The sequence below is a fragment of the Chryseobacterium sp. Marseille-Q8038 genome, assembly GCF_965111995.1.
Map to the genome: position 1 here is coordinate 1 of NZ_CBCOPN010000001.1, position 15478 is coordinate 15478.

At 36.1% G+C, this 15478-nt stretch carries 8 protein-coding genes and 3 pseudogenes; 4 read left to right on the forward strand and 7 right to left on the reverse strand.

Annotated elements, in window-relative coordinates:
- Nucleotides 1–401: 401 nt before the first annotated feature.
- A pseudogene (locus ACWPWS_RS00005) lies at nt 402–611 on the reverse strand (arsenical-resistance protein); the annotation flags it as partial.
- Nucleotides 612–687: 76 nt separating this feature from the next.
- Nucleotides 688–2058 carry a hypothetical protein gene (locus ACWPWS_RS00010; protein WP_454045010.1) on the reverse strand — a complete coding sequence of 457 codons (1371 nt, stop codon included), beginning with the start codon at nt 2056–2058 and terminating at the stop codon, nt 688–690.
- A 617-nt stretch (nt 2059–2675) separates the two neighbouring features.
- On the opposite strand from ACWPWS_RS00010, the gene ACWPWS_RS00015 reads away from it, so the two are divergent.
- Nucleotides 2676–4295, forward strand: a complete 1620-nt coding sequence (locus ACWPWS_RS00015) for a helix-turn-helix domain-containing protein (protein ID WP_454045011.1) — start codon at nt 2676–2678, stop codon at nt 4293–4295.
- Between the two features lie 156 nt (nt 4296–4451).
- A pseudogene (locus tag ACWPWS_RS00020) lies at nt 4452–4610 on the forward strand (efflux RND transporter permease subunit); the annotation flags it as partial.
- Nucleotides 4611–4711: 101 nt separating this feature from the next.
- Here ACWPWS_RS00020 and ACWPWS_RS00025 read toward each other — a convergent pair.
- Complete coding sequence (locus ACWPWS_RS00025) at nt 4712–5173, reverse strand: hypothetical protein (RefSeq protein ID WP_454045012.1); 462 nt, start codon at nt 5171–5173, stop codon at nt 4712–4714.
- Between the two features lie 40 nt (nt 5174–5213).
- Nucleotides 5214–6125: pseudogene (locus tag ACWPWS_RS00030) on the reverse strand (IS3 family transposase); the annotation flags it as partial.
- Between the two features lie 281 nt (nt 6126–6406).
- On the opposite strand from ACWPWS_RS00030, the gene ACWPWS_RS00035 reads away from it, so the two are divergent.
- Together ACWPWS_RS00035 and ACWPWS_RS00040 are read left to right on the forward strand one after the other, a co-directional pair.
- Nucleotides 6407–8140: an ATP-dependent nuclease gene (locus tag ACWPWS_RS00035; RefSeq protein ID WP_454045013.1), complete on the forward strand. Its 1734-nt coding sequence runs from the start codon at nt 6407–6409 to the stop codon at nt 8138–8140.
- Nucleotides 8141–8153: 13 nt separating this feature from the next.
- The gene (locus ACWPWS_RS00040) at nt 8154–9839 is read left to right on the forward strand and encodes a UvrD-helicase domain-containing protein (RefSeq protein ID WP_454045014.1); all 1686 of its coding nucleotides are present in this window, start codon (nt 8154–8156) and stop codon (nt 9837–9839) included.
- A 55-nt stretch (nt 9840–9894) separates the two neighbouring features.
- On the opposite strand, the gene ACWPWS_RS00045 is transcribed toward ACWPWS_RS00040, so the two are convergent.
- From ACWPWS_RS00045 to ACWPWS_RS00055, 3 genes are read right to left on the reverse strand one after another with little or no spacing between them, the layout of a single operon-like run.
- Nucleotides 9895–10860 carry a hypothetical protein gene (locus ACWPWS_RS00045; protein ID WP_454045015.1) on the reverse strand — a complete coding sequence of 322 codons (966 nt, stop codon included), beginning with the start codon at nt 10858–10860 and terminating at the stop codon, nt 9895–9897.
- Between the two features lie 44 nt (nt 10861–10904).
- The gene (locus tag ACWPWS_RS00050) at nt 10905–12512 is read right to left on the reverse strand and encodes an Eco57I restriction-modification methylase domain-containing protein (RefSeq protein WP_454045016.1); all 1608 of its coding nucleotides are present in this window, start codon (nt 12510–12512) and stop codon (nt 10905–10907) included.
- Complete coding sequence (locus tag ACWPWS_RS00055; protein WP_454045017.1) at nt 12499–15477, reverse strand: Eco57I restriction-modification methylase domain-containing protein; 2979 nt, start codon at nt 15475–15477, stop codon at nt 12499–12501. Before ACWPWS_RS00055 ends, ACWPWS_RS00050 begins: the two co-directional genes overlap by 14 nt.
- Nucleotide 15478 lies beyond the last annotated feature (1 nt).

Below are 15478 nucleotides of genomic sequence, written 5' to 3' on the forward strand. Positions count from 1 at the left end.
AAAATAACTCATTAATAATTGAAAAGACATTTCAAATCGATCTCAATGTCAGTAAGATCATTTCAGTAAACAATGATATCACTAAAGGATTTCCCGCTGGTTCTATAAATTATACCATCTTGAATAAATCTGGTGACTAGTGATGAATTCCTTAAATTTATAGGAAGTATTGCCATTTCATTTTCAAAAATCCAATAATCTGAATCCCTCCAATTACTCGGATGTATTTTGGTGATCATTGCTGCATTTATCCGCGTATTTTGACCCTCGTCGTTTCTACATGTAAGAAATCCGTCATGTTCACGAAATTCCTGAAATGCATTTTGCTTGGGTAATTAATTCCGGTACCCATCAAACAATCCGTTACATCATCCTTATCTAGAGCCAACATATCAACTGCGGTTTATTGTGGGTACAAATTTTCTATTGTACCATTCTATACCTTTTGATTTAACTAAGATATATCAGCTTAGGAAGCCGGTCAGAAAAGGAATACCCAAATAGATAAGAACACTTTCTGTGACGTCCTTCATTGAAATACTGACATTGAAGTTGGCTAGTCCTAATTTACCGGGCAGTATATTGATAAATAACCATACAAAGAGGCTATAAGTAAAGACAAGTAATGAAATCACTTCTTCCTTACTTTTAATGGTTAGGTTGTAAATTAACAATTTTATTTTAGCCTTACTGAGCCAGTTTAGTGATGGAAATACCTCCGTAGTCTACAATATTATTGGTAGTAGCATTACAGCTGAAACGAACCCTTACTCTGTCTCCGGAATTTAAAAATCCTGTCCAGTATAAAGTATTGCCATTGTCTACAATAGTACCAGCAAGATCAGAATAAGTATGTTTTATCATTGTATTCCAGCTTGTTCCTCCATCAGTACTTCTTTCATAATACGCCGCTGTATGCCATGTAGGTGTTGCTGTTCCCGTACTTGTATGTCTATTAGAATTTTGCATGACTATTATGTAGACTCCATCCATACCAGATGGAACTGTAAAAACATTATTCGTCCATGCATTATGAATATCGAGGCCTTCGTTTGTAAACTGACCAATGGCAGCATTAGGAATAAATTGCCCTTGCACATTCTGTGTTCCTGGTGCATTTGCAAGTACAAGTACTTTTGATGTTCCTGCATCTGTTGGCACTCCTTCAACATATCCAAGCACACCATTTGCATCTGCAACTACTGTTCTGGCAGCAGTAAAAGTTTGGTTTTGGGTAGTAGATGCTGTACCTCCAGGGGTTGTATAGATAGCATTTGCAGCACCATTTAGTGGAAGGCTTCTAAACCGGGCAATGCCACTAACATCAAATCTTTCTGTAGGGGTATTACTGCTTATACCCACATTTCCCCCTCCTGTAATAATCATCTTTTCATTCCCCGCAGCACCTCCTCCTGCGCTTGTGATAAATCGAATCGGCGCTGCCGATCCAGAATTTAAATGTGTTCCTATATTAAGTGCAGTAGAAGCACCCAAAGCATACATCTGCGTAGCGCTATTGGTGTCGGAATACAACTGAAATTGACTAGCTCCATTATTTGTTAACCCTATTGAAGCCCTACTTCCACTTCCTGAGCTTTGAACTAATCCACCAGTCCCATTATTGAAAGTTGTATTCTGTATGTTTGAAAATCTCAAAAATTTTCCGTCCTGTGTGACAGTCCGATCCGATGTCAGTGTGCCATTGTCTTTATAGATATTTATGTCTGGTGTACTAGACGGCCCCGATCCAGTGAATACCCGCCACACTGATCCATCAAAGTAGTAATAGCCCGCTGCATCTACATTTACTACCTGTCCAGAAAGGGAAGCTGCTGATGCTGTAGCATAGATAATGGCCCCTGTTTGAGCTGTGGTATACGTTTTGGTAGCCAACTCATCACCTGTAAGCCTTGGTGCGAGGATGCCATCTAGGGCAGTAGGTTCTGTTGGTTTTCCCACTACATCAAGTGTGGCTTTTGGAGTTTCAGTATTAATACCTACTTGAGAGAAGAGAGGCATTGAGAAGCTTAAAGCTCCTAAGAATAAATAAATTTTCATGTTTGATTTGGGTTTTAAGGGTTGATCTATATTGATTGTGTTATTGTTTTTAAAAGCAGGAAAGGTATGATCTCCCTGCTTAATCAAATATTAAAGTTACTTATGAAAGTTGTAGTAAGACCTGAATGAGGGGTAAGGGTTAAAGGTAATAGACTAAGTTCTTTCTCATGATTTATGACGCAAATGTAATTGAGGTTTCCTAGTTGGTGCAAAACAATTATGGAAGCAATATTTAATTTATGCTAAGTAATTTGGTTTAAATTGATAGAAATATGTGTGAAGTGTTTTTTATAGCGTAAGTAGTAATTAATCAGATAGTTATTTTTGAAAAAGATTGGAATAAATAATTAAAATATTCTATTAAAAATATTACTTAAAGAGAAAGGAATCTATACATTTGTATTGCCAAATGAAATAACTTCAACTTACTAATTTATTTTTTCATGAAATTATTTTTCTATGTATTCCCTGTCTTTTTCTTTTTACCCCAAGTCTGCAATCAGTACAGCAAGAAAATGGATCTGCTTAATAAATATTTTCCAGAATTATGAGAACATTTACTCTTTGTATATAAAATTGAAAAAAATATTAAATTGTATTAAACAGATTTAAGAATTATGTCTAAAAACTTTTATTTTCTATTGTTACTGATTTTCGGAATTTCTTGCTCTAATACTAATAAAGAACAATTGAAAGCGGAATATAGCTTTCAAAAAAAAGAAATCCGCGAACTTAGCCAATTAGAGTTCTCCGGAAATACTCCATTGCTCATTAAAGAGGCGCAAAAAGCGAAGCAAAAAGCAAAAAAAATTGACTATGATTATGGTGTATTCCGCTGCAATATATTTCTGATGTTAGCTTTTAACGGAAGCGGAAAATACAAAGAGGCGACTTTATTAGGTCAAGAAAATGAGGAATTGGTCAAGAATATAAAAGATGAGTTTTTTATTTCTGCAAACTATTCAAATCTAGCATCTTCGTATTCATATTTAGGTCTTCTCGATGAATCTGAAAATTGTTTGAATAGAGCATTAAAACACAGCCTAAAGATTGAAGATAAAGACAAAAGATATTACACGTTGAGTGCAATATATGACGGGTTGGCATATGTTGAAACAATGAAAGGGGAATCTGCTCCCAATTTGGATGAGGTAAAAAAATATTACCTAAAGCAATTATGGGCAATCCAACAATTAAGTGAGACAAATAAGAATATTGCGATGAGAAAAAATGCGCAGTTATCTAATATCTATGTAAACTTAGGAGCTACAAGTTCCCGGCAGAAAAAAACAGAGGAAGCACAGAACTATTTCTATAAAGCTTTAGTGATTTGTAAAAAGTATAAATTTAATAATCCTGTTCCGCTTATGGCGCACACTTCAATGGCCAAGCTTTTCCTTAGTCAGAAAAAATATGACAGCAGTATGGTATATGCCCAAAGAGGGATTGTACTTGAAAAAGAAGGTCATTTACCAGAGGTAAGAAGAGATCTTTTTGAAATCTTATATAGAGCTAGCGAAGCAAAAGGTGATAAACAAAATGCTAAGAAATATACCGATTTTTATATGAAACTCAATGACAGTATAATAAATGCTGAAAAAAGAGGGATTAATACTCCTGTAAAAATAATCATAGAGAATAAAGAAAAAGAAAAAACGAATACCGTGAGGAGTATATTTATAGTTTCTGCGGTGATCCTTCTTGTATTCACTTTGACGGGTTGGACATACTGGAGAAGAAAAAGTAAACTCTCCCACAAAAAATATGATGAACTGATCACTAAAATAAGAGAAGAAAACACTCAGAAAGCCGAGCGTAAAGAGTTTCAGAAATTGAGTAACGAGAATGGAAGCAAATCACTTGTAAGCATTACCGATGAGACAGCAAAATCCATTCTACAAAAGCTGGATAAGTTTGAGATGTCAGGTAAATTTCTGAAGAAGAATATCAACTTGCCTTATCTGGCAGGGCAACTGAACACTAATACTACATATCTTTCAGAGATCATTAAAATCCACAGAGAAAAAAGTTTCAATGATTACATAAATGGGTTAAGGATCAGCTATATCACCCATAAGCTCGTAGAAGACCAACGTTACAGGGAATATAAGATTACCTACCTTGCAGAGGAATGTGGCTTTGCTTCCAGCCAGGTCTTTGTAATCCATTTCAAAAAGATAACAGGTTTCACTCCTTCCTATTTTATTGAAAACCTGAAGAAGGATAAAAACATTTGAGCGTTGTCTTTTCAATAAATTATTATTGAGTAATTTGTGGGATTCATATAGATCCTTTCAATAATTTTATGTTAAAATGATGGTAGAACTACCAGTTTTAACATAAATCAGCAGTAATGAAAAATGAGGTAAAAAAGCGCCTTGAATGGGTAAACCTCTGGAGCAGGAGCAGAATGGAAAAACGGATTAGCTTGGGTACTGATAGGTGGGCTGACCAGCTCTATGCTGCTAACAATGATTATGATTCCTGTGGTTTATCTGGCTGTTGATACTATAAAAGAAAGAAGTCAGCAAAGAAAAGCCAGTCAGGTTTAAAATATAGTAGGACTAACTATTCCTGTATGATTTTTAAGAACAAATTTGAATCTTGAAAAATAAGTAGCTACAGTATTTTGAATGACATAAAATAAAGCTATTTATTTTCTCATCATATCTATTAAATCATTTGATTCTTCTATTATCCATTGATTGCATCGGATTAAATCATTCATAATGCTCAATTGTTCAGGAGTTAACACAGTGTCTATATTTTTATTTTTGATATTTTCCCATTTACTATTATGTTCTGTTTCTTCAATCCCTTTCGGAGATCCATTGGGAGTAAGTAATTGGATGCTGGGGATTTTTTCTTTCACTAAAGGGTAAATTACATACAAGCCATCATAATCCCAATCACAGGAGTAATAGATGGGTAGTCCTCTTGTATTTGCATAATCCAACTTGGTAACATTTTTACCTCCTGCATACCATAGCTCTATCTGGTTGGCTCTGGCCAATGTAGGACGCTTTAAAAAATCGATATTTTCACAGAGTACTATGCATTGGGGGGCGCTACATTCTAGCACGTATTTGTATTGAAGATCTTTATCATCGGCCAATGAACTTGCAACTATTTTTGAGACAAAATTTATATACTCTTTATGCTACATTTTTAGATAGATTAGACATTAAATTTTGATACTCTTTTATGGTTAAATTCCCTAAAGCCGAATGCCTTCTCTGAGTGTTATAAAATGTTTCTATATATTCAAACACAGAGTTTTTAGCATGGTCTCTAGTTTCATATTTATTTTGATAAATAAGTTCGGTTTTCAGAGTCTTGAAAAAACTCTCCGCTACAGCATTATCATAACAATTTCCTTTTCCGCTCATACTTCGGGTAATGTTTTTTCCGACTATTGACGTAAATTCTGTGCAGGCATATTGTATCCCTCTGTCCGAATGGAAAATTAAACTATCATGATCCTGTAAAGGACGGTGAAGCCGTGCCATTTTCAAGGCAGCAATACTTGTATCCTGAGCCTTCATCGTCTCACTTAATGACCAGCCGATAACTTTTCTGTCATATAAATCAATGACCGTTGTGAGATACAACCAGCCCTGACCTGTTCGGATATAGGTAATGTCAGAGACCCAGACCTCTTTACTGCTTTTAACCTGAAAATTCTGATTCAGATAATTCTCTACAACAGGGTATCGATGAGAAGAGTTGGTGGTTTTCTTAAATTTCTTCTTTACAATACTTCTCAAACCTCTTTCTCTCATCAGCTTTGCTACAAAAGGGCGAGAAGCTCTTATCCCTTTTGATTCCAGTTCCCTGACAATCCTGGGGCTCCCATATCTGCCACGGCTCCAATGATAGATACTGAAGATCTCCGCAGATAAAACAGTTCTTCTTTCTGATCGCATAGTAGGTTTTCTTTTCTTCCAATGATAGAAACTGCTCCTGCTTACCTTTAATACCTCACACATCTTCCCGACAGGAAACACACAAGCGTGTTCTTTGATAAATTTATATCTTACCCGTCTCTCTTGGAGAAGATGCCTACCGCCTTTTTTAAGATGTCACGTTCTAACTTTGTTTCTTCAAGTTCCTTTCGAAGCCTCAGTAGCTCTTCTCTTATAGGATCGATACAAAATGTGAATCATCTTGACAGTCAATAGTTTAATTCACCAAGAGGGGTAAATAGGGTTTGTATTTTTTCTAACTATTAATAACTATATCAAAGTTACTAAATTTCAGAATAATAACAAGTAAGAATTGGGAACAGATTCAAAAGTTCTAAAAATAAGTTGTACCTTAACTGAAAACTTAACCGATTTTAAATTTCATGAGATTAGCTTTAGTTGAAATACAGAACTTCAGAGGAATTTCTTATTCTAAAATTTTTTTTAATGGACATAATGTAATAATTGGAGATAATAATGCAGGGAAATCTACCGTATTGGAAGCCATTGATCTTGTCCTTGGCCCAGACCGATTAAATAGAATCCCCGTAATCGATGAACATGATTTTTACAATGGGATTTATATGCCAAATGAAGAAAACCCTAATGAAATCCAGATCGAAGTAATTCTGACTGACCTTGAAGAGGAACAATCAAGAAGGTTTAATGCTTATCTAGAATTTTGGGATACCGAAAAATCAAAATTATTAGTTGAAGGTGAAATTGACAATATAGATAAACCTAGTATTTTAAGTGCATTACGGGTTAAGTTTGTTGGAAGGTATGATATCGAAGAAGATGATTTTGTTGGTGAAACTTTTTTCTCTTCAATAGAAAAACAAGATGGTACATTATCAAAATTTACGAAAAGTGATAAAAGAGAATGTGGTTTTTTGTATTTAAGAGCACTTCGAACGGGTTCACGAGCCTTAAGTATGGAAAGGGGCTCACTTCTAGATATTATTTTAAGGATCAAAGAGCTAAGACCAAAAATGTGGGAAAGTCTGCTTGAACAACTTCGGGAAATTAAAGTTGCCGCAGATCCTAAACTTGGTATTTCAGATGTGTTATCAGATGTCCAAAAAGCTCTAAAAGAATTTGTTCCGGCAGATTGGGGAGAAGCTCCAATCCTTAAGGTTTCTGATCTAACACGGGAACATTTAAGAAAAACTTTAACTGTTTTTTTAGCTACTGGAAAAGGTGGATATAATGCTCCTTTTCATCATCAAGGAACTGGAACAGTGAATACAATGGTACTAGCACTACTTTCGATGATAGCAGAGGCAAAAAAAACAGTGATTTTTGCGATGGAAGAGCCGGAGATTGCCATTCCACCCTATACACAAAAACGAATTATCCATCATATCCGCCAGAAATCAACCCAGGCAATATTTACTTCCCATTCACCATTTGTCCTAGAAGAATTTGCGCCAGAGCAGATTATCCTTCTAAAAAGAGATGATGCAGGAAAACAACGAAGTGATTTTATATCATTTCCTAAACACGTCAGGCCAAAAAATTATAATGCACAATTCCGGTCAGGTTTTGCGGAGGCTCTTTTGGCCAAACGGATATTGATTGCAGAAGGAAGTACCGAATCTATCCTGTACCCTGCCATTGCAAGACGATTAAGCGAAATTAATCCGGCTGAGTATTCATCCTTGGAAGCAATGGGTATCGCTATTTTTAATGCTGAATCGGAAAATAATATTCCTCTATTTGGCGAGCTATTTAAAAAGCTCGGCAAGGATGTGTTTGCTGTTTTTGATAAACAAAAACCAGAAAACCTTAAAAAAATAGAAGATAATGTCCTATGCGGCTTTGAGATTCCTTACAAAGGGATCGAGGATCTCTTATTAGAAGAAACAGATGATTCAGTTTTAACTCAATTCTACCTTCAACTTATAGAGAACGATGAGATTCCCATGAATTTAACGGCAGCAAATGACCCAAACGATCCAGTTGAAATCAAGAAATTTCTTGACCGTTATTTTAAACAGTCAAAAGCAAGTAGAGGTTCCTCGGAACTTATAGAATTATGTGAAAATGAGGATCAGATATCTGGAACTATTCGTGGTTTCTTGGTGACAATCAAAAATATATTGGATTTAATTTAGCAAAAATGGCTTTATGATTATTTGCGAAAAAAGGGAATCTGTATTGAACTATCAAGGACATATTTTAGTAGAAGGTGGGCCAGGTGCAGGGAAAACAACCCTTGCATTATTAAAAGCGCATTCCATATTTCAACAGGGGCTTTTGAATAAAAATCAGAAAATTTTATTTTTAAGCTTTGCCAGGGCGACTATTTCAAGAATTGATGAACAGGCAAAACTTCTGTTAAATAATATGGAGAAGAAGGAGCTCGAAATCAATACTTATCACGGTTTTGCCTGGTCCATCATCCAATCCTATGGATACCTGTTAAACAAACACAGACAATTCAAGCTAATAAATCCTCATAATTTTGCAGCCGAAATCGCGGGTTTTCAAGATCGAAAAGAGGCGGAAGCTTATAAGCATAGGCTTTTGAACGATGATGGAATAATTTGTTTTGACCTTTTTGCGGAAATAGTGGCTGAAATACTGCAACGGTCAGAAAAGATTCAAAAAATTATTTCTGATACCTATCCCTATATCATTGTAGACGAATTCCAAGATACAGATTCAAATGAATGGAATATTATAAAACTTCTGGGAAGAAATTCTAAAATAATGGCACTAGCTGATCTTAATCAAAGAATATTTGAATTTCGAGGCGCCTCCGTAAAAAGAATTCCTGAATATAATTCTCATTTTAATGGACTAAAAGTCGATCTGGGAAAAGAAAATAACAGGAGCAATGGATTAGATATTATTCAATTTGGGGATGATTTACTAACCGGTCAAAATAAAGGTAAAACCTATAAGAATGTACACGTAATAAAATATAAATATTATAGGTCTGATTTAAAGCTACCATTATTTCTAAAAATACAAGACGCATTTAAACGTAAGAATAATTATGATAATAACGATTGGTCCCTTGCTATTTTGGTGAAAAGAAAAAGTGACACTCTGAAGATTTCCTCTTACCTTAATTCAAAGAAAATATTTCATGAAGTCATCATCGACCCTGAAGGCCCCTCACTTGCGGCTTCAGTTATTGCAAAAGTTATGGAGCCTGTCACCGATTGGAACATAAGAGCTTTGATTCAAAGTATTATACAACATATAAAAGGCAGAAAAGGTATCAAAATAAGTCAAGCTGATCTAAAATCAATCGCTTTTATGGAATCTTACAAACATGGTGATAAGATAGTAGGCTCAAAGAAAAAACTTCTTATAGATGATATTCAAAAAATAATTACAGACCGAAATAAAATCATATTTACCGGAAGTCCTGACAAAGACTGGCTTCTCGTGAGGAATCTTTTTCAGGATTCCAAACATGAAATTTTAAGATGTATCTATGAGGATGCACTTTATTTAAGATTGCTTAATAAGGGAGCAATACTATTGGAAAAACTAAGTGAAAACTGGAGAACTACCCAATCCTACCAGATGGCTTCCTTTCTCGTTGAAGAGGCTCTTACTCAAGAACATTTTGCCATGACTAATAGAAAGTATTCGGGGATATTTGTAATGAATCTTCATAAATCCAAAGGAAAGGAATTTGATGAAGTAATTATTTGGGAGGAATTATATAATCCCATTGTTAACCCAGACCCCAAGCGAATCGAACAGGACAAACTTGTATTAAGGGTAGCGGTGACTAGAGCTAGAAAACTAACTTCTTTTTTAACTCCAATTGGCCAACCTTGTGTTCTATTGTAAAATGAGTGAGGTATACAATTATTTTAAGGATAATTAAATTAACTGTATACCTATATTACAAAACTTGATTTTCAAACAGGATTTTGTTTTTGATACAGTATTCCTCAACTTCGGTGTCGTTTTCAAATACAGTATCACAATAGTTATCAAATTCTTTTTCAGTGGCACTATAATAACGATCATCAACAGAAAGGAATCTTTCCACATGTTCTATAAACTTGCCAAACTCAGCGTTCATTTCACAAAGTTTGTCTAATGTCTTGAAGTCAATCTCCTTATAGCGTGCTGGGTAAAGGATCTTGCTTAGATAAGGGTTAGCATTGAGCTCAATAATTCCAATACCAAATGATTGATTGAGTCTGTTTATTTCATCATGAAGACTATCTCCAAATTCAAATGCAACTAAATATCCATAGTTTGCCCAGCTTGAGTTGGATACAGCTTGGAAATAGGCTTTCTTTAAATCATTGTCGCTATTTATCTCCCTTTTTAGTTCATAGGCACGCAGCTTAAAAGTATCGGCTTTATTAATGGATTTCAATAAGTTTTGACTATGAGAACTCTTAAGCTTTAAAAAGTTTATTCCTACCATGTCTGGATGTGTCCAGACTTGATTGTTGTCTTTGGCATTAGATTGCTCATGGAAAATCGTTTTAGTGTAAACCCCTGACGATTTTAGATAGCTGGATAATAGTTTGTGTAAGCTCCTCTCAGTATAGGTTTTTTTAGCATTTATTTTTTCAGTAGCGACAGATTCACCTTCCAATTGGCTTTGCTGTATCTGCATTTCATTTTTTGCTAGGTAATAGGAATATACACCTCCCTTTTGTTTGATTCGTTTTACACGTATATCCCCCTCGCGGATAAAATTCCCCAGCAGTGCAGATACAGTAGATGCAGGAGTAAGAGCCTCTCTAAAATCGTAATAATTATTGCTGATGATATGTTGGCAAACCACCTGATAATTTGTCAAACCGCCAATTTCTTCTAAACTTCTTAAAATCGAATCTTTTAAAGTCATAATTACTGTTTTATAGATGCTGATAACATACGCCTGCTATATTTCTATTTCCCTCTGTTCAATCTTCTTGATGACAGTTTCTGCCAAATGCTATCGGCTAATTTGATTTGGGCCTCAGTGAAACCAAAATTATCGCGAAGGATCCTTTGATTTGTTATTTCTAGGATTTCTCGGATATCCGTTCTAGCTCTTATCAAACGGTCTATTTCAGGCAACAGCTCTGCGTTGTTGGCATGGTAAGGTAATAGGATTTCTTCAACCTCATTTGGCATCAGCTCTAAGACTCCGCCACCATGACTTCGGCCACATATCTCAGCAAATGCCAGCGACAAAGAGTTATAATAGCTGGCTGTCAATGCGGTTATCTCTGCATTCGCTAGAACCGTTACACGGTGCATAGTATCCGTTGTATAGGCTCCGGCTTCGTTAATGATAAGTTTCGGATAGATATTATTCCTGCGAATAAAAAGTGCATCAGATACGCGAAGAGAAGGTACTATCTGCCACTCTTCACGGATACGGCATTTATAGCCCTTATTGATCTCTTGCTCTTCTCCTTGGGCAATATATTCTCGCGCGCCGACAGAACCGTTTAAGTCTTGCATTTTTGGGAAAGCGAGTAAGTGTGTACGTGCTTCCATCTGACGATTGAGCTGCCAATCCTGTTCGGTAAAGATCGCACTAGGCACTTGTACACTTCTGCCAACAAGCGGTCTAGCATATTGCTCCAGGTTATATTGTTCTACCGTTGAAAGCGGAACCGTAAAAAACGGATTTGCTCCGGTTGTGATACCTACTTCCACCTTTGCAAACTCTCCTAATTTTGGAATAATTGCCTCCTCTTGTAAATCTTCTAAAAAATCTATTTCTTCCTGATCCAAGAAATAAAAGGTCCATTTGTTAGATCTGAAATCAATCCGCTTATGTGGCCTCTCAAGTAGGTTGATATCCAGATTTTGAAGCGCATCAGCATCGCGCAATTCCAGGTGTTCGATTAAGTGAGTATCCGTATCATTCTTTTCACATAGTAATAGTACTACTTCCTGCTGTATATCAGGAAAGACCAGTTTCTCAAAAGAGATAATATTGATCTTGTTATAATAATGCGCTAAAAACTCACGTAATGTCTGCGCATATGAGACCTGCAATATTTCAGCAGGAAGCACAAAGCCAATCTTTCCATTTTCCTTTAGTATGAGAGAAGATCCAACAACAAATGATACCCAGGCATTGGTCAGTTTGGAATATCTTAGATTTGCACGTCCAAATATTTCAGCAGCATATTCCTGTTGTTGTTTATTAAAATATTGATAGCGTATATAAGGCGGATTTCCGATAACAACATCAAAACGCTGATCAGTATTGATACAGAAATTATGAAAATCATCATGAATTACTTCTGCATTATTCAGTGCAATATCTCTGGCCTTTTCGACCTCGATTTCATCAAATTCAATAGCTTTTACCGAGTTGTATTGGTAACCGCCGTTTCTTATTTCTTCCAAAAATACACCATCACCACAGCTTGGCTCTAAAATATCCAAGTCGTCATGACCATTGAGTGCCCATCTTAACATAAAGGCCGCAATAGGGTTCGGTGTATAAAAGCCACCCCTCAACTTCTCCTCGGTGGCATTTTTAATGAGCTGCATACAATTCCGAAATTAAAGGGATCAGGTTGTCCTGTTCTCCCAAGTTATATAATGTTTTTAAAGTAGCGTCCAATTTCTTTTTCTCGTTGTCAAATCGACGTTGCAAGGGAATAAGCTCCCGCTGATTACTATTGTTTTTATCGATCTCACCTTGCAGATGGATCAATGTTTCTTGCGTAGCGGCAATTTCGTCGTGTAATCTTTTTTCTGTTGCGTCTGCAAAGTTAATCCTTCGGATCGGAAGACGTTTCAATACTTTTGTTCCCCGTGCAATATACCCACCTCTGAAGACTTCACCTCGGAGTGCTGAAAACCATTCTAGATATTTAGAATTCAGAAGCGCCTGGATATAATAGATCGAATACTGAAAATTGTCAGGTAGAGTAATCATACAATAGCCTGCTGTTCCCCCCGAAGAAATCAGTGTGCCATAGTAGTCAATCGCATATTTGTTACCCTGCGAAAGTACTCCGACAATAATTTTGGCAGGTACGTCACATTTATCCAAGCTTTGGTGTCTGCCATAGCGATACCACTCATTATCCGTTTCAGGTGTAGGCTTGATATCCCTCTTTGGATTGTTCAGCATTTCCTTATAATGATTTAAGAAGGCAAAAGCATAGGGATAATCATTTTCTAACTGATCGATTTCTACAAAATGAATATTGTTGTCAATCTTTAGATAAGGGTAAATAACAAAAGCATTTGGTGCAAATGGGCGATAGGTATTAAGATTGTCTCGACCGCTTGCTGTCTTGAAGTACGGCCGCGTCAGTATTTTTTCAATTTGCCAATCCAAACTATCCTTTTGAAAATAATAGTACTTGTCATCTTCACGGATAGCATTGTGTATATAGATGTTATTGGCACTGGTTTGAATACCGTTATAGATATTTTCTGAGCCTATCAACGTCTCCAATGTCGCCGATTGTTTTTCTATTGATTCAAATGTAGCTTTTAAATTACCCGGGATAAGTACCCAACCTTCATCATCGAGTTTATTAAAATCGACTATATCATAGTTATCAGGTGCTATATTTCTCGTGCGCCAACTCTTTAACGATTGAACTTCTAGATAACTTAAATTTGGTTGATCAGCTTTCTTTAGGAATAGCAGACAAGTATATGTTGTTTTGTCCTCAAACAGCTGGTTAGCACCAAATCCGACAATTTTGTAAATGGCTCTATTGGCTACCAATAATTTTCGGAGCTCTTTCGCAGCCCCAACTTTTGCTAATTTACTTGGTGCAATATAACCTAATGTTCCATTTGGTTTAAGCAGATCAAAACCTCTTTGAATGAATAGGAAATATTTGTCGAACTGTTTGTAGGCCGACGAATATAGCGTTTTGTACAGTGGCAACTCTAAAGGTGTAAATTGTTTCATATGCTCCGTAGCCATATAAGGCGGATTACCTATAATCACATCAAATTTTGCAGCACCAAAATCAAAAGGATTTATGTCCCGTTCATTAGCAGGTGATGTTGCAGAGCTGTCTAATAAACTATTTCCAAAATAGATGTTACTGTCGAGACTAGGCAAGGCAGGAGTAGGGATGGTATTATGATCCTCGTTTTCCAGCAGTTTGAGCAAAAGGCCAAACTTACAAGCTTCCACCGCATTAAAGTCCTTGTCAACACCGAAAATACAATTGGTAACGATCTTCTTTTTCGTCTCAAACTTAAGCTTATAAATATTGATACCTGTTTGAATTAATTCTGCTGGATTATTCACTAAATAATAATCGACTAAAGTATCATGGAGCAATTGATATGTCTCCAATAAAAATGCGCCAGAGCCACAGGCGATGTCAGCACAGGTGGAATCGAAGATTTCGACATCTGTTTTACCAGCACAATGTTTCGTAACAGTTTCGGCGAGTATGTCACGAATGATAAAAGTAGGTGTCGTTACAATATCCCTGTCAATATTTTCAGGTTTTTTTTCAAGTGTTATCTCGCCATCCTTTATTTTGAGCTGTTCGCCAAGGAATATTTCGTAGATATTACCGAGAATATCTGAAGAGAAGACGGCAAACGAGTAGACACTTTCTGGAAAATATAATTGCTTGATTATTGTCCAGAAAGCCGAGCTATTGTTGGTGATTATTGCTGCGGTCAAAGGATGATTGAAGAGCCCGGCATTATATTTTCGGTCCGCTTGATGAAATAAGTCAATCAACGCATTATAATTCTCTTCAGTCGCAAAATGAAGCAAAGTTTTATACACTTCGAGGTTTCTATCTTCGCAGACACGCAAAAAGATAATGCTGTTGATATATCTTTGGACAATATCATTCAATTCGACTTCACTAAGCTGATTTTGATTGGCATATATGTCTCTGCCAAGTATTAATCGCCATTCGTTGATCTGTTTTAGGAATAAGTCATCTACACCATGCAATTTGATCTGTTGTTCAATGTTTTTCCACGTATCATCAAAAGATCCCGAGTAAACAGCTTCATGCCCCAATTGCTTTTTTATGTCTTCAAAAGCATCTTCGTACTCCGTGTAATGATAGAGACTTATCCGCGCTTTTGTGACGGAGTCATTGCTGTCAACAAGCTGAGAGCAGTCATAGATAGCAAGATATTCAAAATTGCAGAGAACAGATATTTTGAGTTTGGCAGTAAATCCATAACGACGGATCTGTTTTGCTGGAGCAGGATCAGTATCTATTTTCACATGTGGTTTCTTTGCCTCTAAAAAGAACTTTCTTTCGGCAAAGAGTCTGAATGTATAGTCAGGTTTTTTTGTATTGCTATCTATATCTGCACGGAGACCTTCTTCGACTAGTACTTCTCTTTCATTGGTGGACTTACCTTGATTATTTTTTATATCCCAGCCTAACAACTCAAAAAGGGGATCTATAAAATCTACACGCAACTGTGTTTCATTATAATCCGCTCTTAAATAGGTTGCTCTATTTGCATGATACTTCTCAACAAGATATGTTATAGTCATG

Bases quoted from the DNA above. Each gene is read 5' to 3' on its own strand.
- ACWPWS_RS00010 (WP_454045010.1), bottom strand. From the start codon at position 2,058: ATGAAAATTTATTTATTCTTAGGAGCTTTAAGCTTCTCAATGCCTCTC.
- ACWPWS_RS00050 (WP_454045016.1), bottom strand. From the start codon at position 12,512: ATGCAGCTCATTAAAAATGCCACCGAGGAGAAGTTGAGGGGTGGCTTT.
- ACWPWS_RS00045 (WP_454045015.1), bottom strand. From the start codon at position 10,860: ATGACTTTAAAAGATTCGATTTTAAGAAGTTTAGAAGAAATTGGCGGT.
- ACWPWS_RS00040 (WP_454045014.1), top strand. From the start codon at position 8,154: ATGATTATTTGCGAAAAAAGGGAATCTGTATTGAACTATCAAGGACAT.
- ACWPWS_RS00015 (WP_454045011.1), top strand. From the start codon at position 2,676: ATGTCTAAAAACTTTTATTTTCTATTGTTACTGATTTTCGGAATTTCT.
- ACWPWS_RS00035 (WP_454045013.1), top strand. From the start codon at position 6,407: ATGAGATTAGCTTTAGTTGAAATACAGAACTTCAGAGGAATTTCTTAT.
- ACWPWS_RS00055 (WP_454045017.1), bottom strand. From the start codon at position 15,477: ATGACTATAACATATCTTGTTGAGAAGTATCATGCAAATAGAGCAACC.